Annotated in this window: 15 protein-coding genes; 7 read left to right on the top strand and 8 right to left on the bottom strand. The window is 71.8% G+C overall.

The window, feature by feature from the left end; all coding sequences use genetic code 11:
- Nucleotides 1-6: 6 nt before the first annotated feature.
- Nucleotides 7-1,143, top strand: a complete 1,137-nt coding sequence (locus tag PZB77_RS12655; RefSeq protein ID WP_275492699.1) for an NAD(P)/FAD-dependent oxidoreductase — start codon at nucleotides 7-9, stop codon at nucleotides 1,141-1,143.
- Between the two features lie 51 nt (nucleotides 1,144-1,194).
- Here the strand turns inward: PZB77_RS12655 and PZB77_RS12650 are convergent, their stop codons facing one another.
- The 4 genes from PZB77_RS12650 to PZB77_RS12635 all read right to left on the bottom strand — a co-directional run bounded on the left by PZB77_RS12650 (nucleotide 1,195) and on the right by PZB77_RS12635 (nucleotide 5,934).
- Nucleotides 1,195-2,760 carry a sodium:solute symporter family protein gene (locus tag PZB77_RS12650; protein ID WP_275492698.1) on the bottom strand — a complete coding sequence of 522 codons (1,566 nt, stop codon included), beginning with the start codon at nucleotides 2,758-2,760 and terminating at the stop codon, nucleotides 1,195-1,197.
- Between the two features lie 791 nt (nucleotides 2,761-3,551).
- Nucleotides 3,552-3,758 carry a DUF397 domain-containing protein gene (locus PZB77_RS12645; RefSeq protein ID WP_275492697.1) on the bottom strand — a complete coding sequence of 69 codons (207 nt, stop codon included), beginning with the start codon at nucleotides 3,756-3,758 and terminating at the stop codon, nucleotides 3,552-3,554.
- A 350-nt stretch (nucleotides 3,759-4,108) separates the two neighbouring features.
- On the bottom strand, nucleotides 4,109-4,966 hold the full coding sequence (locus tag PZB77_RS12640; RefSeq protein ID WP_275492696.1) for a helix-turn-helix transcriptional regulator: 858 nt from the start codon (nucleotides 4,964-4,966) through the stop codon (nucleotides 4,109-4,111).
- 254 nt (nucleotides 4,967-5,220) lie between these two features.
- Complete coding sequence (locus PZB77_RS12635) at nucleotides 5,221-5,934, bottom strand: GPP34 family phosphoprotein (RefSeq protein ID WP_275492695.1); 714 nt, start codon at nucleotides 5,932-5,934, stop codon at nucleotides 5,221-5,223.
- Between the two features lie 193 nt (nucleotides 5,935-6,127).
- On the opposite strand from PZB77_RS12635, the gene PZB77_RS12630 reads away from it, so the two are divergent.
- From PZB77_RS12630 to PZB77_RS12620, 3 genes are all read left to right on the top strand, one after another.
- Nucleotides 6,128-9,088, top strand: a complete 2,961-nt coding sequence (locus PZB77_RS12630; protein WP_275492694.1) for a serine hydrolase — start codon at nucleotides 6,128-6,130, stop codon at nucleotides 9,086-9,088.
- 210 nt (nucleotides 9,089-9,298) lie between these two features.
- Entirely contained in the window at nucleotides 9,299-11,464 is a 2,166-nt protein-coding gene (locus PZB77_RS12625) for an MFS transporter (protein WP_275492693.1), read from the top strand.
- A 172-nt stretch (nucleotides 11,465-11,636) separates the two neighbouring features.
- On the top strand, nucleotides 11,637-12,590 hold the full coding sequence (locus PZB77_RS12620; protein ID WP_275492692.1) for an aminoglycoside phosphotransferase family protein: 954 nt from the start codon (nucleotides 11,637-11,639) through the stop codon (nucleotides 12,588-12,590).
- 126 nt (nucleotides 12,591-12,716) lie between these two features.
- Here PZB77_RS12620 and PZB77_RS12615 read toward each other — a convergent pair whose 3' ends face one another.
- The gene (locus PZB77_RS12615; RefSeq protein WP_275492691.1) at nucleotides 12,717-13,310 is read right to left on the bottom strand and encodes a VanZ family protein; all 594 of its coding nucleotides are present in this window, start codon (nucleotides 13,308-13,310) and stop codon (nucleotides 12,717-12,719) included.
- Between the two features lie 211 nt (nucleotides 13,311-13,521).
- On the opposite strand from PZB77_RS12615, the gene PZB77_RS12610 reads away from it, so the two are divergent.
- Both PZB77_RS12610 and PZB77_RS12605 read left to right on the top strand, forming a co-directional pair.
- The gene (locus PZB77_RS12610) at nucleotides 13,522-14,859 is read left to right on the top strand and encodes a histidine kinase (protein WP_275492690.1); all 1,338 of its coding nucleotides are present in this window, start codon (nucleotides 13,522-13,524) and stop codon (nucleotides 14,857-14,859) included.
- Between the two features lie 59 nt (nucleotides 14,860-14,918).
- Entirely contained in the window at nucleotides 14,919-15,590 is a 672-nt protein-coding gene (locus PZB77_RS12605) for a response regulator transcription factor (RefSeq protein WP_275496034.1), read from the top strand.
- Nucleotides 15,591-15,680: 90 nt separating this feature from the next.
- Here PZB77_RS12605 and PZB77_RS12600 read toward each other — a convergent pair whose 3' ends face one another.
- From PZB77_RS12600 to PZB77_RS12590, 3 genes are all read right to left on the bottom strand, one after another.
- Nucleotides 15,681-16,412, bottom strand: a complete 732-nt coding sequence (locus PZB77_RS12600) for a hypothetical protein (RefSeq protein WP_275492689.1) — start codon at nucleotides 16,410-16,412, stop codon at nucleotides 15,681-15,683.
- 155 nt (nucleotides 16,413-16,567) lie between these two features.
- Entirely contained in the window at nucleotides 16,568-17,311 is a 744-nt protein-coding gene (locus PZB77_RS12595; RefSeq protein WP_275492688.1) for an ATP-binding protein, read from the bottom strand.
- A 2-nt stretch (nucleotides 17,312-17,313) separates the two neighbouring features.
- A complete protein-coding gene (locus PZB77_RS12590) occupies nucleotides 17,314-17,685 on the bottom strand; it encodes a hypothetical protein (RefSeq protein WP_275492687.1) in 372 nt (123 codons plus the stop codon).
- 831 nt (nucleotides 17,686-18,516) lie between these two features.
- On the opposite strand from PZB77_RS12590, the gene PZB77_RS12585 reads away from it, so the two are divergent.
- The gene (locus PZB77_RS12585; protein WP_275492686.1) at nucleotides 18,517-19,056 is read left to right on the top strand and encodes a helix-turn-helix transcriptional regulator; all 540 of its coding nucleotides are present in this window, start codon (nucleotides 18,517-18,519) and stop codon (nucleotides 19,054-19,056) included.
- Nucleotides 19,057-19,194: the final 138 nt, after the last annotated feature.

Genomic DNA, 19,194 nt, shown 5'->3' with positions numbered 1-19,194 from the left:
GCCACCATGAGCAGCACCCACGTCACGATCGTCGGCGCCGGACTCGGCGGCCTCACGCTCGCCCGCGTCCTGCACGTCAACGGCATCCCGTGCACCGTGTACGAGGCGGAGACCTCCCCGACCGCCCGCACCCAGGGCGGCATGCTCGACATCCACCACCACAACGGACAGCCCGCCCTGCGGGCCGCCGGCCTCTTCGACGCATTCCGCGCGATCGTCCTGGAGGGCCACGAGGCCGCCCGCATCCTCGACCGGGACGGCACCGTCCTCCTCGACGAAGCCGACGACGGCAGCGGCGGCCGCCCCGAAGTGCTCCGCGGCGAACTGCGCCGGATCCTCCTCGACTCGCTGCCCGCCGGCACCGTCCGGTGGGGGCACAAGGTCAGCGGCGTACGCCCCCTCGGCGCCGGCCGTCACGAGGTGGCCTTCGCCGACGGCTCCTCCGTCGCCACCGGCCTGCTGGTCGGCGCGGACGGCGCCTGGTCGCGCGTGCGGCCGCTGCTCTCCGACGCCGTACCCGCCTACACCGGCATGTCGTACGTCGAGACCTACCTCCGCGACGCCGACGCGGCGCACCCCGCCGCGGCGAAGGCGGTCGGCGACGGGGCGATGTACGCGCTCGCGCCGGGCAAGGGCATCCAGGCCCACCGCGAGGCCGACGGCACCCTGCACACCTACGTCTCGCTCCGCAGGCCGCGGGAGTGGTTCGCCGGGATCGACTTCGGCGACCCCGCCGCGGCCTCCGCGCGGACCGCCGCGGAGTTCGACGGCTGGGCGCCGGAGCTCACCGCGCTGATCACCGACGGCGAGAGCGCACCGGTGCTCCGCCCGCTCTTCGCCCTGCCCGACGAGCACCGGTGGGAGCGGGTGCGGGGGGTGACCCTGCTCGGTGACGCCGCGCACCTGATGATCCCGTCCGGCGAGGGCGCCAACCTGGCCATGCTGGACGCCGCCGAGCTCGGCACGGCCCTCGCCGCGCACCCCGGCGACACCGAGGCCGCGCTCGCCGCGTACGAGCGGGAGCTGTTCCCCCGCAGTGCGGCCGAGGCCGTGGACGCCGCCGAGCTCCACGGGACGATGTTCGGCGGGGACACCCCCCACGGTCTGCTCCGGATGTTCACCGGGCAGGCACCCACCCCGTGAATCCGTCCGGGTGCGCACGCGCACGGGCCCCGCATCGACCCGGGGCGGGGCTCAGTCCCGGACCGGCGCGGTGTCCGTGGCCGGACCGGCCTGCGCGGGGACGGCCGCGGCGGCCGAGCCGTCGCCGTCGTCCTCGTTGATGCGGGTGAGCACCGCGTCGCGCTCGGGGGTGTCCTCCGGTTTCACGAACCCGATCACGACGTACAGGACCAGGGACACCGCCAGCGGCACCGAGACCTGGTACTGGAGCGGCACGCCGCCGTCCACGGACCAGTTGATCGGGTAGTTGACCAGCCAGAACGCCAGCAGGCCCGTCGCCCAGCTGACCAGCGCCGCCGTCGGCCCGGACTTCCGGAACGTACGCAGCAGGCCGAGCATGAACGGGATGGCGATGGGGCCCATCAGACCGGCGACCCACTTGATGACGACGGTGATGATGTCCTTGAACGCGGGGGAGTTGACCTGCGTGGCCACCGACATCGACAACGCCAGGAAGGCGATCGTCGTCCAGCGGGCCGCGATCAGCCCGGCGCGCTCGTTCCAGCCGCGCGCCGCCTTCGAGAGGGTCGGCGCGATGTCACGGGTGAAGACGGCGGCGATGGCGTTGGCGTCCGAGGAGCACATGGCCATCGTGTGCGAGAAGAAGCCGACGATCACCAGCCCCAGCAGGCCGTGCGGCAGCAGCTGTTCGGTCATCAGCGCGTAGCTGTCCGAGGCGTCCGGCTTCTGCGCGTCGACGAGCAGCGGGGCGCACCACATCGGGAAGAAGAGCACCAGCGGCCAGACGAACCACAGGATGGCGGAGAGGCGCGCCGAACGCGTCGCGGAGCGCGCCGAGTCGGTGGCCATGTACCGCTGGGCCTGGTTCCACATGCCGCCGTTGTACTCGAAGGTCTTGATGAAGAGGAACGCCAGCAGGAAGGTGACCGTGTACGGGCCGGCCGTCGGGTCGGCGTGACCCTCGGGCAGCTTGTCCCAGACCGTCCACAGGGTCGAGAAGCCGTCCAGCTTGCCCATCACGGCGATCAGCATCGCGAGGCCGGCGAAGAGCTGGATGACGAACTGCCCCAGCTCGGTGAGGGCGTCGGCCCACAGGCCGCCGACCGTGCAGTAGATGGCGGTCACCACACCGGTGATGAGGATGCCCTGGGTGATGGTGAGCCCCGTGAAGACCGAGAGCAGGGTGGCGATGGCGGCCCACTTCGCGCCGACGTCCACGATCTTCAGCAGCAGACCGGACCAGGCGAGGGCCTGCTGGGTCTGGATGTTGTAGCGGTTCTTCAGGTACTCCAGCGGCGACGCGACGTGCAAGCGCGAGCGCAGCCGGTTCAGCCGGGGCGCGAAGAGCTTCGCGCCGATGAAGATGCCGATGGCGATCGGCAGCGACCAGGTCACGAACGAGGTGACCCCGTACGTGTAGGCGATGCCGGCGTAGCCGGTGAACATCACCGCGCTGTACCCGGACATGTGGTGCGAGATGCCGGACAGCCACCACGGCATCTTCCCGCCGGCCGTGAAGAAGTCGCCGACGGTGTCCACGCGCTTGTGCGACCAGAGTCCGATCGCGACCATCACACCGAAGTATCCGATGAGTACGGTCCAGTCGAGACTGTTCATGTACCCCTCCAGGGGTCCGCCTTGTGAACGGGAACGCTCTTCGTCAGTACGGCCGTCCAGCGGTTCCCCGTGCGGGTACGAGGACTTGGGGGATTGAATCGCTTCCGCGCGGGCGCGGTCAAGGTATCCACGGTCATGAGTGTGAACACGAATCAGTAACTCGAACGATTTTACTCGTTCTTGACCTTGGGGGGCGTTGTCGCGACCGTGACCGGGGCCACACGATGAGCGGGCACTTCGTCAGGCTGTGCGGACAATCGAATACGCGCGACGCGCGCGAGGTGGGCGGCGCGGCGAACGGCTCGCGGAAACCGCGGGGTTGCCGGGCACGCGGGCATCCCGCGGCGGCGGCATCACGCCGTCGCCGGGGCCCACTCGCCCCGCCACCGTGACGCCCTCACGCGAGCGGCGTGGGGCGCGGCCCGCGGGCCCACCCCGCACGCGGCGCGCGAAAACGGCAAGACCGCACGGGATGCGGGTCCCGTGCGGTCCGAGAAGGGGGGAACTTGGCCGATCGACAACCGGCGACGCCGGAAGGAAACCGGAACGGAACCGGAACGACAGCCGGTCCCCACCCGGGTGAGGAATGCGGCCGGGGGTCCGAAGGGCCGCGCGGTGCGGACGGCACCGTGCGGATCACCTCGTGCGGATCCCCCGGTACGGAGCGCCCTCGGCGGTTCGCCCCGTCCCCGGCCGGGCGTGCCGGACTCTCTCGGCCAGGACGGCGGGCCGGTCGAGAGAGCCGGGCGGGCGGCACGGAGACGGAAGCGTACCGGCGGGGGTCACCGGACTCAGATGTCGAGCGTGCGCTCCGCGACGTCCCGCACGAACGCGTTCCAGGCACCGGGCACGAAGGTGATCGAGGGGCCCTCGGTCACCTTCGAGTCGCGCACCGCGATGGAGGCCGCGACGGGGGACTTGACCTCGACGCAGGCGCCGTTGCCGCCGGAGTACGACGACTTGGTCCACATGTCCGTAGCACCCTGGAAGATAGCCATGTTCACTCCGGTTTCGATGAGTTGCTGGTGAGCCTCGCACCAGACTGCTGTCAGCTGGCGTGATCGACGCTACTCGCCAACTCCACTGGCGGAAGATGCCGTTCACTCGACCGGATGGCATTTGCCAGAGAACTCTTACCGGATGGGGCGGCGACGGTGTATCGTGCCGTCGCCCCACGCGGCACATCGCTGCATGTCGCACAAAGGGTGCTTTGGCGGGGTGGCCGGATCGAGCCCCCGACGATCAGGGTATTCGGCCCTTTCCGCCCGGCCCTTCCCCCGGCCCCTTTCTCCCGGCCCCTTTCTCCGGGCCTCTCCTGGGGCCCCTTTCCCGGAAATCCGCCCTCGGCTCAGTCGGTGTACTTCTTCGCGATCCCGACGATGAACTGCCGGCTCTGCTCGACGTTGAGCGCCTGGGCCCGGAGGTGCTCGTACATGACGCTGTACCGCTGCACGTCGTTCGCCTTCTCCAGGTAGAGGTCGCTCGTGACGCCCTCGATGTAGACCACGCTGGAGTCCGCCGTGTCGGGGAACTCCAGGATGGCGTACTGCCCGTTGATGCCCGGATGCGCGCCCATCTCGAACGGCAGCACCTGCACCGTCACGTGGGGCAGCTTCGAGCAGGCGACGAGGTGCTCCAACTGCTCGATCATCACCTGCTTGTCGCCGACGGTCCGGTGCAGCGCGGACTCGTCTATGACGACCCACAGCCGCAGTGGACGCTCGGGGTCGTTGATCCGGTCCTGGCGGCGGGCCCGGACGTTCACCCGCTTCTCGATGTCGGCCGACGGGGCCTCCGGCAGCGCGCCCGTGATCAGCGCCTCGGAGTACGCCCGCGTCTGGAGCAGACCCGGAATGACCTGGGGCTCGAAGCCGCGCAACGACTCCGCGTCGGTCTCCAGGCCGATGTAGACGCTGTACGGGATGTCCCCGAACGCGTGCCACCACCCCTGCTGGCGCGAGTCCTTGGCCATCTGCATGAGGGAGTCGACGATGCGGTGGTCCGCCACCTCGTAGACCCCGCAGAGGTCGCGGACGTCCCGCTGGCTGATGGAGCGGCGTCCGTTCTCCAGCCGGCTGATCTTCGACTGGGAGACCAGCAGGCGGTCGGCGACCTCTTCGGCGGTCATGCCCTTGAGCTCGCGCAGGCGGCGCAATTCCTGGCCCAACCGGCGTCGCCTGACGGTGGGATTGACGGTGGACGGCACGGAAACGGCACCTCCGGCTGTGTAGCTGTGCGTATCTACTGCTCAGCAGACTGCCACCCCTGGCCCTCGCTCCGCTGGGAAACGGGGAACGCAAGCACGCGGGGCAGCCGGTGGACCGGCTGCCCCGCGTGTGGTGCGGCTCCCGAACCGGGTCTTGGTGGACATCGGTACGGCGGTATGGGATTTTCCGCGCGGTCTCCCGCCCGGGTCCAGCACGGTGCGCAGCGCGGATGTCCCGCGCGGCGCACCGCGGTTCAGCTCACAGCCGTCTGTGCCATGGAGCCGCGACGTGCTTGCGGCTGCAACGGCACTCCCGCTGCCTGCTGGTTGCGGCGGGGCTGTGCGCCCGCACCGCTCTGGACGTCCATCACGGCGTGCGCCACGAGGCCGCCCATCGGGTCGTGCCTGATCAGGTCCCGGAGGCGGGAGCGTGATGAACGCCCCTCGTTCCCCGGGTACAGGTGCTTGCCGAGTCCGACCGCGTGGGCCAGCGCGGCAAGCGCCGCGGTCCGCGGGTCCGGCGGTACGCCGGTGCGGATCGCACTGTCCAGCCGGGACTTGATGTCCCTGCTGACTGCCGTGTCCGTCGCCTGGTAGCGAGTCGTCGGCAGTACTCCGCACATCTGGCCCGCCACGGCATGCACCATGCCGCACCGCTCCAGATGAGCGAGATAGATCTGACGGAGCCCGAGTCGGGGTCCGCCGATCCAGTGGACCGCCCGTACCGGGCTGCCGCGTCTGCGCAGCAGTTCCAGTGCGGAGTCCAGTGTCGGATCTCCAGTCGGCCGTGGCATCACCACGGCGATACGATCCCCGTCAGGGGCTATCCGACCTGCCAGAGCCAGCTCCACTAGCTGTGCTCCGGCGAGGCCGAGGTCGAGCGACTGCGGCTGCGCCGTGGTACCCGTGGTCGGGTCCAGAGCGAGCAGCAAAAGCTCTTCCGGAATTGTTCTGCGGCTCCTGCCCATCCATGCCTCCCCGCGTGGATGAGTGACAGGGTGACCCCTCTCACAACTGTCTGTCGAGAGCGCCTGCCAGCTTTGTACGGGAACCAGTACGTATGTCGTTCTCGTCTAGCAGCTGAAGCCAGGGTTCACACAGGACACTGGTACACGGTTCGGACAGCGGGGGCAGTCCCCGCAGCTTTAAGAGGAGGCATTGGTGGCGGGCGAGTCCCCCGGCAAGTCGGAGCAGCGGAAGTCCTCGGGGACGGCTCCTGAGGAACGCGACCCCCGGCTCTCCGTCTTCCGCGAACCCGCCGGACCGAGCGACGGCGCGAGGGCCGGGAGCGACGAACCGGCGAACGACGACACCACCGGTGACGCGACGCACCCCGACCCCGGTTCCGGCCCGGACGGCGACGCCCCCACCGGTACGGAGTCCGGCAGTACCCCGGGCCCGAAGGCCGGCTCGCCGCAGGACGACGCCACCGCGGTGTTCCGCGTGCCTTTGAAGGACGCTCCGGCGGACGGGACTGCGGCGCCCGACGCCCCCACGCCGGCCGCTCAGGCGGACGAGGTCGCTCAGGAGCCCGCCGACGAGGCCCCCGCGCCCGAGACGGGTGCGACGGCGGAGGACGCCGGCGAGAGCGGCAACGCGCTCGGCGACGAGGCCCCCGACGCCGAGAACGCGGCGGCACAGGCCCCTGAGGGCCCCGCAGAGCCCTCAGGAGCCGATTCCGGGCCCTCCGAGGCCGATCCGACCCCCTCCGGCGCCTCCGGCGCGGTGGAGAGCCCTGCGAGCGCCCCGGCCGCCCCTGACGCCGACGAGGCCCCGGCGGACGCCGCTGAGGCTCCGGTCGGCGCGGACGAGGCCCCGGCGGACGCCGAGAACGCGTCCGAGGGCGACACCGCGGCCGACGGCGAGACCTCGCCGGGCGACAAGCGGCTGCGCACCGCGGTCGCCGCCTGGGTCGGGAAGACCGACGCGGCCGCCGGACCCGGGAAGCCGGCCGAGCCCCCGGCACCCGGCAAGGGCGCCGGCGCCGGGAACGCCGCAGGGGCACCCGAGGAGTCCGCCGGGGACGCGAAGCCCGCGGAAATCGCCAAGCCCGCCGGGGACGCGAAGCCCGCGGAAAGCACGAAGCCCGCCGGGGACGCGAAGCCCGCCGAAGACGCGAAGCCCACCGAAGATGCGAAGCCCGCGGCGCCCGAGCCGCCGGCCGGCGACGAGGAGCCCTCCGAGACGCGGACGACCGGGGCCACGGTGCCCCGTACCCGCGAGGAGGCCGCCCCCGCCGCACCGGTGAAGGCCGCCACGGGCGGGAAGTCCTCCGGAGCGACCGCCGACGCGAACGCGAACGCGGCCTCGGACACCGAACCGGGAGCCGACGCCGGCTCCCCTGCCGACGCCGATGCCGACGGCACGGGCATCGACCAGCCCACCGCCGTGTTCAAGGCGGTGGGCTCCCGGATCGACCAGCCGACGACCGCGCTGAAGCTGCCGCGGCGCGAGACAGCGGCCACCACCGGCCCGAAGAAGGCCTCGGACCCGGAGCCCGCCCCGGACACCGGATCGACGCCCGCCGCGGCCCCGACGCCCGATGCCGCCGCCGACGCGAAGTCCGTGCCCGCCCCGGTCTCGAAGCCGGAGCCGAGGCCCGGGAGCGGCACGGACCCGGAGTCGAAGCCCGGGAGCGCCCCGGACACGAAGCCGAAGCCCGAGAGCGCCGCGGAGCGCACCAGCACCTTCGTACCCCTGCGCTCGGACGACGTACGGACTGCGCCCGCGTCGCGCCGCCCGGACCCGCAGGGCCCGGGCGCGGGTCCCGGGGCCACTCCCGCCCTCGGTACGCCCCCCTCGGACGAGCCCGACCGGACCCGGTCGCTGCCGCTGCCTCCGAAGCCGCCGCTGGACCTGCTCGCCGAGCTGACCAACACCCCGCCGCCGCGTGAGACCCCGGTCCGCACGGCGGTCCGGCGGGTCAAGATCTGGACGCCGCTCGTCCTGCTGCTGTTGATCGTCTTTGCAGCCGTACAGATGTTCAGGCCGTTGCCGGACCCGTCGCTCGCGGTCACGACGAAGCCGACCTACACGTTCGACGGCGCGGCCCCCGACCTGTCGTGGCCGGATCAGGGCCAGGGCTGGATGGCGGCGACCGGCCTGGGCAGGGTCGGCTCGTTCGGCAAGCAGAAGCCGGTGCCGATCGCGAGCGTGGCGAAGGCCATGACGGCGTACATCGTGCTCAGGGACCACCCGATGAAGAAGGGTGCCGACGGGGAGTCGATCAAGGTCGACGCCAAGGGCGAGTCGGACGGCAAGCTCTCCTCCGAGGGTGAGTCCACGCTGGACACCGTCAAGGAGGGGGACGTGCTCACGCAGCGCGACGCCCTCTCCGCGATCATGATCCCCTCGGCCAACAACATCGCGCGGCTGCTGGCGCGGTGGGACGCGGGCTCGGAGAAGGCGTTCGTCGAGAAGATGAACGCCACCGCGAAGGAGCTCGGGATGGTGAACACCACGTACACCGACCCCTCCGGGCTCAACGCCACCACCGTGAGCACCGCCGAGGACCTGGTGAAGCTCGGTGAGAAGCTGGTCGAGATCCCGGCGCTGATGGAGATCACCGTCCTGCCGAGCTGGACCGACCCCACCGGCAAGGCCTGGCCCAACTACAACCGCCTGGTCCCCTTCGACGGGGCGCTCGGCATCAAGACCGGCTCGACCACGAAGGCGGGCGGCAACCTGCTCTTCGCGGCCCACAAGATGATCGACGGGACCGACCAGCTGATCGTCGGCGCCATCCTCGGCCAGTACGACAGCCAGTCGATCATCGACGAGGTGAACCGGGTCAGCAAGACGGTGATGATCGCCACGCAGGACGCCCTCGAGGGCGCCACGATCGTGAAGAAGGGCCAGGTCGTCGGAGTCGTCGACGACGGGCTCGGCACGACCACTCCGGTCGTCGCCACCAAGGACGTCAAGGCGGTCGGCTGGGGCGGCCTCACGGTGAAGCTGGAGCTGACCGACGGCGGCGAGACCGTCCCGCACGCGGCGGTGGCCGGCACCCACGTCGGCACCCTGACGGTGGGCGAGGGCAGCAGCCGGGTGGAGGTCGCGGTCGCCCTGGCCGAGGACCTGAGCGAGCCCGGTTTCGGGGCCAAACTGTCCCGGATCGGCTGACGGCCGGTCCGGCGGCCCGGCCTGCGGGAAGCCCGTGGGAAGCGGGACGGGGGGCACCGGTCCGGTGCCCCCCGTCCCGCTTCTGTCCGCTTGGTACGTGTTAGCGTCCCGGAACAGACCGAACAGACGAACAGCCGGGCAGGCCCGACGCACCCGGCCGCCCGGTGGCCGAGGGACCCACCGGGCCGGCGGATGACGGGGAGAGCCGTAGTGACCACCGCGGAGCCGAGACCCGGCCGCGAGGCGGACAGCGAGAGAGACCGGAAGAAGCCCGGGGAGACCGACACCCCCGGCACCGGCGGCGGCTCCACGGACGCCGCGGACGGCACCGGACCCGCGGCGGCGAGCAGCCCGGCCCCGACCGCCGACCGCCTCGCCTCCGGTGACCTCCTGGCCTCCGCCGACCTCCTGGAGTCCAGCGATCACCTGTCGGCCGGTGAGCTGCCTGCCTCCGGTGACCGCCTGACGTCCGGAGAACCGGCCACCCTGGGTCTCCTGCCGACCCAGCGCGACCCGGGAGCGGAGCCCCGCGGGACCGGTGGCGCCCACCCGCGCCTCCGGTCCCCCGGTGCCGGCGGGCATCCGGGGACCCATGAGCGTCCGGGCCACGGCCCGTCCCCCGAGGACTCCCGTGAGCATCCGGACACGGTCCCCTCCGGGAAGCTCCTCACCCGGCTGGCGCGCCACCCCGTCACGATCGCGACGGTCGCCGCGGCCGTCACCCACGTCCTCTGGTTCTTCTTCTTCGCGAACAGCGGCGGTGACATCGCGGCGCAGGACGCCTGGGCCGAGTTCGTCGGCCAGCACCCCGGCACCGCGTACAACCTCGCCTGGTACGGGGGCATGCACCCCGTCTCGTACAGCGTGGTCTCGCCCTACCTGATGTCCCTGATCGGCGTGCGGTCGACGATGATGCTCGCGGGCACCGTCTCGGCCGGGCTGACGGCGATGATCCTCGTCCGGGTCAAGGCCGTGCGGAACCCGCTGGTCTGCTCGCTCGCCGGGGTCTTCGCCTACCTGTGCAACGCGCTCTCGGGGCGGGTGACGTTCGGGCTCGGCATGATGTTCGCGGTCGGGGCCGTCGCCGCCGTCTTCTGCTGGCCGCACCGCTGGCGCTACCGGCGCTGGGCGAAGGCGGCCGTCGCCGCCCCGCTCGCCGGGCTCGCCACCGCGTCCAGCCCGGTCGCCGGCCTCTTCCTGGGTGTGGTGGCCGCCGCGCTCTTCCTGCACAAGCGGCGCCCCGGCGCGTACGCCCTCGGGCTCGCCCCGGTCGCGGTGGTCGGGCTCTCCTCGTGGCTGTTCCCGTTCTCCGGTACGCAGCCGATGTCGGTGGGCACGCTGGCGCTGCCGTTCATCTTCGCGGTGTTCGTCTTCGTCCTGGTCCCCGGCGACTGGAAGACGGTCCGCACGGCGTCCGCCGTCTACGGCCTCGGCACGCTCGCCACCTACTTCGTGGACTCGCAGATCGGGTCCAACATCACGCGCCTGGCGATGCTCTTCGCTGGTGTCGTGCTGCTGGCCGCGCTGCCGTTCACCGCGCCGCGCACCCGCCGGTGGTACGCCCTGGTGATCGCCATCGTCGGCCTCAACTTCTGGATCGGCTTCAAGAGCGTCGCCGACATCGTCCGCACCGCCCCGACCGCGTCCTGGGCGCGCGAGCTGGCACCACTGGTCAACCAGCTGCAGGTCGCCGACGCCACCCGCGGGCGGATCGAGGTGGTCCCCGCGAGCAGCCACCGCGAGGCCTCCGCCCTGGCGCCGTACGTGAACCTCGCCCGGGGCTGGAACCGCCAGGCCGACATGAAGCGCAACCCGCTCTTCTACGACGACACCCTCGACGCGGTCAACTACCGCGAGTGGCTCGACCGCTGGGCCGTCCACTACGTCGTCCTGCCCAAGGGGAACCCGGACAGCGGAGCCGCGCAGGAGGCGACCCTGGTCGGCGACGGCCTGCCCTACCTGAAGCAGATCTGGGCCGACGCCAACTGGAAGCTGTACCGGGTCGAGGACCCGACCCCGCTCGCCGACCCACCGGCGACCGTCGAGAACGCCGAGGCCGACGAGATCACGCTGCGCGTCGAGAAGGCGGGCCGGGTCCTCATCCGGGTGCCCTACACGCGCTGGCTCGCCCTCGTCGACGACGACGGCAACAGCCTGGACAGGCCCGAGGAGACGCCGGAGTCCAAGGAGCGCACCAAGGCGGACGAGGACGCTCCGAAGACCTTCGACAACGTCAACGGCTGCCTGCTGAAGGTGGACGAGGAGACGCACGACGACGAGTGGACCGAGCTGGTGGCCCCCAAGGCGGGCGTCTACCGGCTCGCCGCCCCGTACCAGCTCAGGCCCGGCACCCCGTGCCCGGAGGAGATGCGCTGACCCCCGGCGCGAGCGGGCCCCGGACCGCTTCGGGCGTACCGCTCCGCCCGAAGCCGTACGCCGGATCCCGCAACGCCTCCGGTTTCCGCAGGTGGCAGGCGGTGCGGGCGGTCACCCGGGGCGGTGCGGAATACGGTTGCGGCGACCGCCGCCCACCGGATTCGATCGCCTCATGCTCTCCGACGAAGATCTTGTACGGGCCCTGGTCGCCGCGCAGTTCCCGCAGTGGGCGGGGCTCCCCGTCCGCCGGACCGGCTCCCACGGCACGGTGAACGCCGTCTACCGGCTCGGCGGCGCCATGGCGGTACGGCTCCCGCTCGCCGAGGGCGGCGCCCGGGACGCGGAGAAGGAACACCACTGGCTGCCCCGGCTGGCCACGCACCTCCCGGTCCCGATCCCCGCCCCGCTCGCCCAGGGCGAACCGGGGGAGGGGTACCCGTGGCCCTGGACGGTGTGCCGGTGGCTCGAAGGGGAGCCCTTGGCCGGGTGGTCGGCCGCGCCCGGCGGGGAACAGCCGGCGGAGAGCCCGGACGCGTTGCCGGACGGCGGTGAACTCGCCTCGGACCTGGCGCAGTTCGTCGCCGCGATGCGGTGCGTCGACCCGGCGGGCGCGCCGCCCGCGTACCGCAGCGAGCCGCTCGCCGCACGGGACTCCGGCACCCGCCGGGCCATCGGGACCTTGCGCGGTGCGCTGGAGCGGGAACCGCAGGCACTCCGCCCACCCGCGGGGGAGGGGCGCTGGGACGCCGGAGCCGCCCTCGCCGTCTGGGAGGCGGCGCTGCGGGCCCCCGCGCCGGGCGGCCCGGTGGTCTGGTCGCACGGGGACCTCCAGCCCGGGAACGTCCTCATCAAGGAGGGCCGCCTGGGCGCCGTCATCGACTTCGGCTGCATGGGCCTCGCCGATCCCGCACTCGACCTGATCGCCGCCTGGTACCTCCTCCCCGCCCCGGTCCGCCCCCGGTTCCGTACCGCGCTGGGAGCCGACGACGCGACCTGGAGCCGGGCCCGCGGCTGGGCCCTCTCCATCGCCCTTCCCGAACTCGTCCACCACCGCACCACGAACCCGGTGATGGCGGCCCACGCCTCGCGCGTCATCGGGGAGCTGCTGGCGGAGGGGACGGAGTAGCCCTCCCCGCCGGAGAGAAGATCGGGACCGCGGACGCCGTCCGCCACGAGAAGGCCCTCGGAACGACCAACCCCGGATACGGCCGTCCCGCGGTCGCGCTCCGCAGTACGGGCAGGGCCGACCCGCTCAACCCACCGGCGCTGAACCGGCGGTGGACCGGTCCGGGACGGTGGCCGGCCGCGCCCAGGACCTCAGCAGGCCGCGCGTGCGCTCCCCGCGGAGCGCGAGGCGCAGGACCGCGAACCCGAGAAGGCCACCGAGGGTGTTGGCGACGAGGTCGTTGACGTCGACCGAGCGGCCCGAGCTGAAGACGAGGTACTGCGCGAGCTGGACGCACTCGATGGCCAGGCTCGTCAGTGCGGAGAGCAGCGCCACCCGGCGGGCCCGGTCACAGCGGGTGAAGAGCGGCAGCAGGAAGCCGAACGGCACGAACATGACGACGTTGGCGGCCATCGTGACGTCGGCCGTGAGGAGGGGGATCCAGTTGATCTGGTTGGTCCACGGCATCCGGTTGCGGTAGGCGCCGGTGTAGATCCACAGCGGGAAGAGGGTGAGGGTGACGACCGTGGCGGCGTACACGGCGGCCGTCACCCGCGCGGCCAGCCGTCCGCCGCTCCAACCGGGTGCGTCCCGGCGCCGCCGCGTCACCGCGTACGCGGCGAACGCCGCCAGGGCCGGTCCGGTCACGTAGAGGGCGGGGATCTCGAACTGGGTGCTCATGGCGTGCTCCGGAACTCGACGGGGCGGGCGGGCGAGGGCGGTAGGGCGACGGCGGTGGACCTGCGGTCGTGAACCGACGGCGGTGGCACCGACGGCTCCACGCTCCCCGTAACCCCGCTGCGCCCGGATCGGCCGAACGGCAGATTCCCCCGGCCCCGCCTACGACTTTCGGCAGAGGTCCCCCGTCCCCGCCGTGCGTAGGCTGCGGCTCATGTCCACCGCTGCGCCCCGGCCGTCCCGCTCGCTCCGCCCGCTCACCCGCCCCGTGCTCCGTACCGGTCTCCGCGTCCTGGCGGGGGTGGCCGCGGCGCTGTGGCTCTGCGCCGCCCTCTACGCGGACTACCTGGCCGGCGTCGACCGGACCCCGGCGACCGGATACCTCGCCGTCTCCGGGCTCGCGGCGGCCGTCCCGCTCGTCGTACGGGCGCTGCGCCGGGACCGGATACCGGCCGGGGTGCTCGCCGGCGCCGGGGCGGCCGTCGCCGTCCTCTCCCTCGGGTCCACGGCGGCGCTGCGCGCGGTCGCCGCCCGCCCCGGGGAGCCTCTCGAACGCGCGGACGCCTACACCTTCTTCGAGATCAGCGCACTGATCCTCGTCCTGGCCGTGACCCTGCGCCACGGGGCACCCCGGACGTCCGCCGTCGCCGCCCCGCTCCTGTTCGCGGCGGTGGTGGTACGGCCGATGGCGGTGGAGATCGACGAAGGCAGCCTCGTCGTCACCCTGTTCGCCGGACTGATCGCGGGCACGGTCGCGACGGTCTCCCTCGGCCTGCGCCTGGTGGTGGCCGACCGGCGGCACCGCGACGAGAACCTCAGGCTCGAACAGCGCCTCGCCTTCGCCCGCGACCTGCACGACTACGTCGCCCACCACGTGATGGGCATCGTCGTCCACGCCCAGGGAGCCCAAGCCGTCGCCGCCGCCCGCCCGGAGATGATCACCCCCGCGCTGGCCCGGATCGAGGAGGCCGGTACGGAGGCGCTCGCCTCCCTTCGCCGCATGGTCAGCGGCCTCCGAGCGCCCGACAGCTCCTCCGGCAGAGCCGATTCGGGGACGGCCGAGTCCGGGACGGCCGAGTCCGGGACGTTCGCGTCCGGCGCGTTCGCGTCCGGCGCGGGCGAGTCCGGCGCGGGCGAGGAGCACACCCCGTGTGCCGATCTCACCCGCATCCGCCGGCTCGTCGCCGACTTCACCCTCCCCGGCGCCCACGCCCGGCTGGTCGAGGAAGGCCCGCTCGACGAACTCCCCACCGACACCATGACCGTGCTCCACCACATCGTCATGGAGTCCCTCACCAACATACGGAAGCACGCCGCGGACACCCGCCGGATCACCGTCCACCTCGGCATCGCGGACGGCCACGACCACGTCACCGCCACCGTCACCAACGACGGCACCGCCCGACCCGCCCACAGCCGTGGCTACGGCCTCACCGGCCTCAGCGAGCGCGTCACCTCCACCGGCGGCACCTTCACCGCCGGCGACGACCCCCAGGGGCGGTGGCGCGTCAGCGCCCGACTCCCCCACCCCGCAACGGAGACGTCCGCGTGAGCGCCGATCCGCCCGGGAACCCCGAGGTCCCCGAGGTTCTCGCGAACCCCACGAGCCCCGTGATCCGGGTGCTCCTCGCCGACGACCAGGCCATCGTCCGTACGGGGATGGCGATGATCCTCTCCGCCGAGGACGACATCGAGGTGGTCGCCCACGCCCACGACGGCCTGCACGCCGTCGAACAGGCCGCGGCGCACCGCCCCGACGTCATCCTCATGGACATCCGCATGCCCCGTCTCGACGGACTCGACGCGCTGCGCCTCATCAACCGCCCGGGCACGGTGAACCCCCCGAAGGTCGTCATCGTCACCACCTTCGACGACGACGCCTATCTCACCCGGGCCATCGCGGCGGGCGCCTGCGGCTTCATCCTCAAGGATTCGGGTCCCCGCCTGCTCACCGAGGCGATACGTGCCGCCGCCACCGGCGACGCCCTCGTGAGCCCCTCGCTCACCCTCCGCCTCCTGCGCAACCACAGCCCCGGCCGCCCCACCGCCCGTACCCGGGGGCGCACACCGATCTCCCCCGCCCAGCCCCTCACCCCGCGCGAACAGGAGGTCGTCGTCCTCCTCGCGGACGGCCTCACCAACGCCGAGATCGCCTCCGCCCTCTCCATCAGCACCGGCACCGTCAAGACCCACCTGAGCAACGTCCAGTCCAAGCTGGCAGCCCGCAACCGTGTGGAGATCGCCGCCTGGGCGTGGCGCACCGGGCTCACGGGGACGGAGTGAGAAGGGGAGGGGCCCTCTCGCTCGCAGCCCGCGCCCGGATGCCGCTCGCCGCCCTCGCCCGGATGCCGCTCGCGCCATCCGGGCGGAGGATCAGTGCGACAAGGCCGCAGCCGGCTTCTCTTCCCCGGTGACCCGGCGCTCCACCGTCCAGCGGCGCAGAGCGAGCCCGAAGCCGACTGCCGCCAGCACCGCCGGGACGGCCAGCTCGACGGCCAGTGATGCCAGCCAGTCGGGGTTGAGTTGCCCCGTCATGCCACTGGTGAACCGGCACGTCGCCTGAGGCGGAAAGAGACGTGGGTCCAAGGTCTCCGGTTGCTGGGATCCCCAGTCGGAACCCGCCGAACAGGCCGATGACGGGCCCATGAGCAATTTCCAGCCGGCCAGGGCGTAGACGAGGAGAAACGCGGAGCCGGTCACGCAGAACGCCGTACCGGTGCGGCGGAGTTTCTCGACCCGGGTCATCGGCACCACCAGATCACTGCCGGGTTCCGGGTCGAGCCACTCGGCGAGCAGGGCGACCAGCAGGCAAGTGACCATGAACAGCAGGCCGGCCCAGAGCAGGACGTTGAGTACGCCGTGACCCCCGAGGGACGCGACCTCACCGTTCTGGAATTCGCAGACGGTGGCCGGTGGAAACGCTTGGTTCCGCACCCGCAGGAGCCGGCCCGGTCCCTGCGTGATTCCGTGCATGCACCTCTCGTCGAACTCCATCATGGCGACCAGGGCGAGCGCGGAGCCGACCGCCAGAACACCGAACGAAATCCCTGCCGCGATCCAGAGGCCGCCTGTTCGGTAGCCTCCGGGTGCTTGCGCCTGTGACATGCGCGCACCTTATCCGAGCGGTGTTGATCTCCGGCCGGTGCACGATGTCCACGGAAAGCGCGGCCCGTCATGGCGAAAGCACCTTCTCACCGGCACGGGCCAGGCGTCCCGACGCGGGCGGTCGGCCGCAGGCCCGGCGGCATGTCGTGCGGGGGTCATCCGGCCGTACGTCGGCGGTCGGCGCCGGTCATGGCGATGATCCGGGTGTCCTCGGAGAGCCGTGACGTGATGCGCCCCCCGAGGGCGCTGGTGAGGTCGGGGCCGGTGGCGTGGCCATGTTCGTCGAGCGGAGCGCGGGCGGGCAGGTTGCTGGTGTAGAGGCTGGGGCGGCAGGCGTTGTACCGCTCGTTGATCAGCCGGTACGTCATCTCCTCCGTCCACTCGCTGGCCTTCGCCGATCCGAGGTCGTCCAGGAGCAGCAGCGGGACGTGGCAGAGGCGGCGCAACTCCTCCTCGGTGCCCCTGTCCGAGCCCTTGGGACGCAGGCGGCCGTACATGTCGGCGGTGGTGATCGAGATGACCTCGTACGAACAGGGTCCGGCAGCCGCGATGCGGCGGAGCGCGCCGTACGCCTCGTGTGTCTTGCCGGTGCCGGTCGTACCGGTGAGGAGCAGCGACCCGGCGGTGTGCGGGTCGGCGGCGACGGCGTCCGCCCATTGCCGAACGGCGGGGAGCGTGGCGTCCGCCCGCCGGTAGCGGGGCGGCGTCGCGGTCTCCCAGCGGCCGAGAGCCCAAGCGGCGCGCCGGCGGTGGTGGTACTCGGGGTGGCCCGGCTCCTCGGGGACGGGTAAGTCGTCGACGGGGCCGGGGGTGACGCCTTCGCGCTGTCTCTGGACGATGCCGCCCATGAGGTGGGCGAGCGCGGACGGGCCGACGGCCCCGATGGTGGTGGGTTCCACGGTCAGAATCCGTTCTCGTACACGGAGGGGTCGGCGGGGTTGGTGTACGGCTGCCAGTCGTGGGACGCGGCACGAGCTGCGGGCCGTACGGCGACTCCGGATGCGGGCAGCGGGGGAAGTTCGCGCCAGCCGGGCAGGAAGTACTTCGCGAAGCTGATGTCGCGGGCGTTGGCTTGCTTCCGTGCGAAGGCGGCGAGGGCCGGAACGCCGGTGCGTGCCACGAGGGCTTCGACGAGCGACCATTCGGACGTCGAGAGGTTCCAGCGGACCAGGACTCCCGCGCTGGTGAGGGCGTCGACCAACGGGCGTGCTTCGGTGGGGATCTCGGGCCCCGAGATCGGCTGATGCGGGCTCTCCAGCCGGCTTGCTTCCACTCCTGGTAGGAGTGGGTTGGTAAAGGGGGCCCGGCTCGGTACCGCAAGGGGTCTCGACCCGGTACCTCCCCGGACCTGAACCGGTACCCCTCCACTCCTCACCACCGGTCTCGGTCTGACACCCCCCGGTACGGTCAGGGGTCTCGACCCGGTACCCCCACTTAGCAGTTACCGGTGGCGAAACAGGACCTGTAGAGCTCGGAGCGAGCCGTGTGTGGGTCACGGCGAGGGGCAGTCGATAAACCGCAGCCCGGCTGCCGCGCGGAGCTTCGACCATCACCAACTCCCCGGACGCAAGGGCCTTGTCGACGGCGCGGACCACCACCGACTTGCTGACGCCGCCGAGGCGGGCCCGAAGCTCGGTGGTGCCGATGCGGGTGACGCATTGGGGGTCCTGCACCTTGTCGGCGACCGCCAGCAGCACGAGGCGCGGGTTGCCGGAACTCCTGGAGTGGGTCCACACCCAGTGCATGGCGTCGAGGGTCACGCGGTCCTTCTTCCGTACGTCCGTGGGGGCGCGGGGTGGTTGGGGATCGAGATGTCGGCGTTCCGACGATCTTCAGGTCGGGCACGGAGCCCAGGTTCAGCCCGCTGGCTTCGGCGGGCTTCGCCTGGCAATTCACCGATTACACACTTTGATCTAAGTGCAGAGGGGCGGAGCTTCGCAGGGAAACTGAGTGTCTTCACCCTCGGAAAAGGTGGTCTGATGAGTGTGTGGACAAGCGGTCCACTCAAAATGAACCTAAAAGACCGAAACGCTTCGCAGAAGTGCGGGTTGCGACTGGCGACTGTGCCCCTGGAGTTGCACGCGATGCGGCATGATGGCTGCCCATGGACTGGACCGCGCTTGGGCAAGCGCTTCGGGCGGCTCGGGAAAGCGCTGGGCTGAGGCAAGTGGACGTTGCCAAGCGGCTCGACGTCGGTGAGTCGACTGTGCAGTCGATCGAACGGGGCCAGCAGTTCAACAAGCCGACCCGCACCATTCGCGCTTATGCCGCTGAGCTCGGCTGGTCGAGCGGTGCGGTGGAGCGGGTCCTCGCAGGGGGCGAGCCGATCGTCGAGGAGGCTGTGCACAGGCCGGACTTGACGCCGTTCGAGCCGACGGCCGCCCTGTCCGACAGCGGTCTGCCGCTGCGCATCGTGGCGGACCTCACCGACAGTGGCCCCCTCCTTGACACAGTGGTGATCTCACTGCCGGGGGGCGGGCAGGCCGTGGTGGTCGTCAAGGGCAAGGCCGGCGGGTCGCCGCAAGAGATTCAGGAGGCTCTGGAGGCGTGGAGACGCACGCAGACGCACCTGGTCGAGAGGTTTGTCGGCGAAGCGCGGCCTGCGGAATCAGAAGCAGAGGCGGAACGGGAAATCCGGTCTTAGCCCGGCGTCGTCGATTCGGGCGTTCGACGACTGAGTGGGTGGCCCGTCAGTTGGGTGCCTCTCGGCAGTTGCTCCGAGGCCGTACGTGCCATGGCATCAGGGGCCGACGTGTCACTGCCGCCAGAACCAGGGCGTGGT

The organism is Streptomyces sp. AM 2-1-1, from assembly GCF_029167645.1.
Classification (GTDB): Bacteria; Actinomycetota; Actinomycetes; order Streptomycetales; family Streptomycetaceae; genus Streptomyces.
This window is presented reverse-complemented; position numbering and strand designations above follow the sequence as displayed.

What these genes read in the sequence shown, in the direction of transcription:
- PZB77_RS12650 (WP_275492698.1), bottom strand. Translation starts at nt 2,760, where the DNA reads ATGAACAGTCTCGACTGGACCGTACTCATCGGATACTTCGGTGTGATG.
- PZB77_RS12585 (WP_275492686.1), top strand. Translation starts at nt 18,517, where the DNA reads ATGGACTGGACCGCGCTTGGGCAAGCGCTTCGGGCGGCTCGGGAAAGC.
- PZB77_RS12645 (WP_275492697.1), bottom strand. Translation starts at nt 3,758, where the DNA reads ATGGCTATCTTCCAGGGTGCTACGGACATGTGGACCAAGTCGTCGTAC.
- PZB77_RS12620 (WP_275492692.1), top strand. Translation starts at nt 11,637, where the DNA reads ATGCTCTCCGACGAAGATCTTGTACGGGCCCTGGTCGCCGCGCAGTTC.
- PZB77_RS12610 (WP_275492690.1), top strand. Translation starts at nt 13,522, where the DNA reads ATGTCCACCGCTGCGCCCCGGCCGTCCCGCTCGCTCCGCCCGCTCACC.
- PZB77_RS12615 (WP_275492691.1), bottom strand. Translation starts at nt 13,310, where the DNA reads ATGAGCACCCAGTTCGAGATCCCCGCCCTCTACGTGACCGGACCGGCC.
- PZB77_RS12600 (WP_275492689.1), bottom strand. Translation starts at nt 16,412, where the DNA reads ATGTCACAGGCGCAAGCACCCGGAGGCTACCGAACAGGCGGCCTCTGG.
- PZB77_RS12635 (WP_275492695.1), bottom strand. Translation starts at nt 5,934, where the DNA reads ATGGGCAGGAGCCGCAGAACAATTCCGGAAGAGCTTTTGCTGCTCGCT.
- PZB77_RS12655 (WP_275492699.1), top strand. Translation starts at nt 7, where the DNA reads ATGAGCAGCACCCACGTCACGATCGTCGGCGCCGGACTCGGCGGCCTC.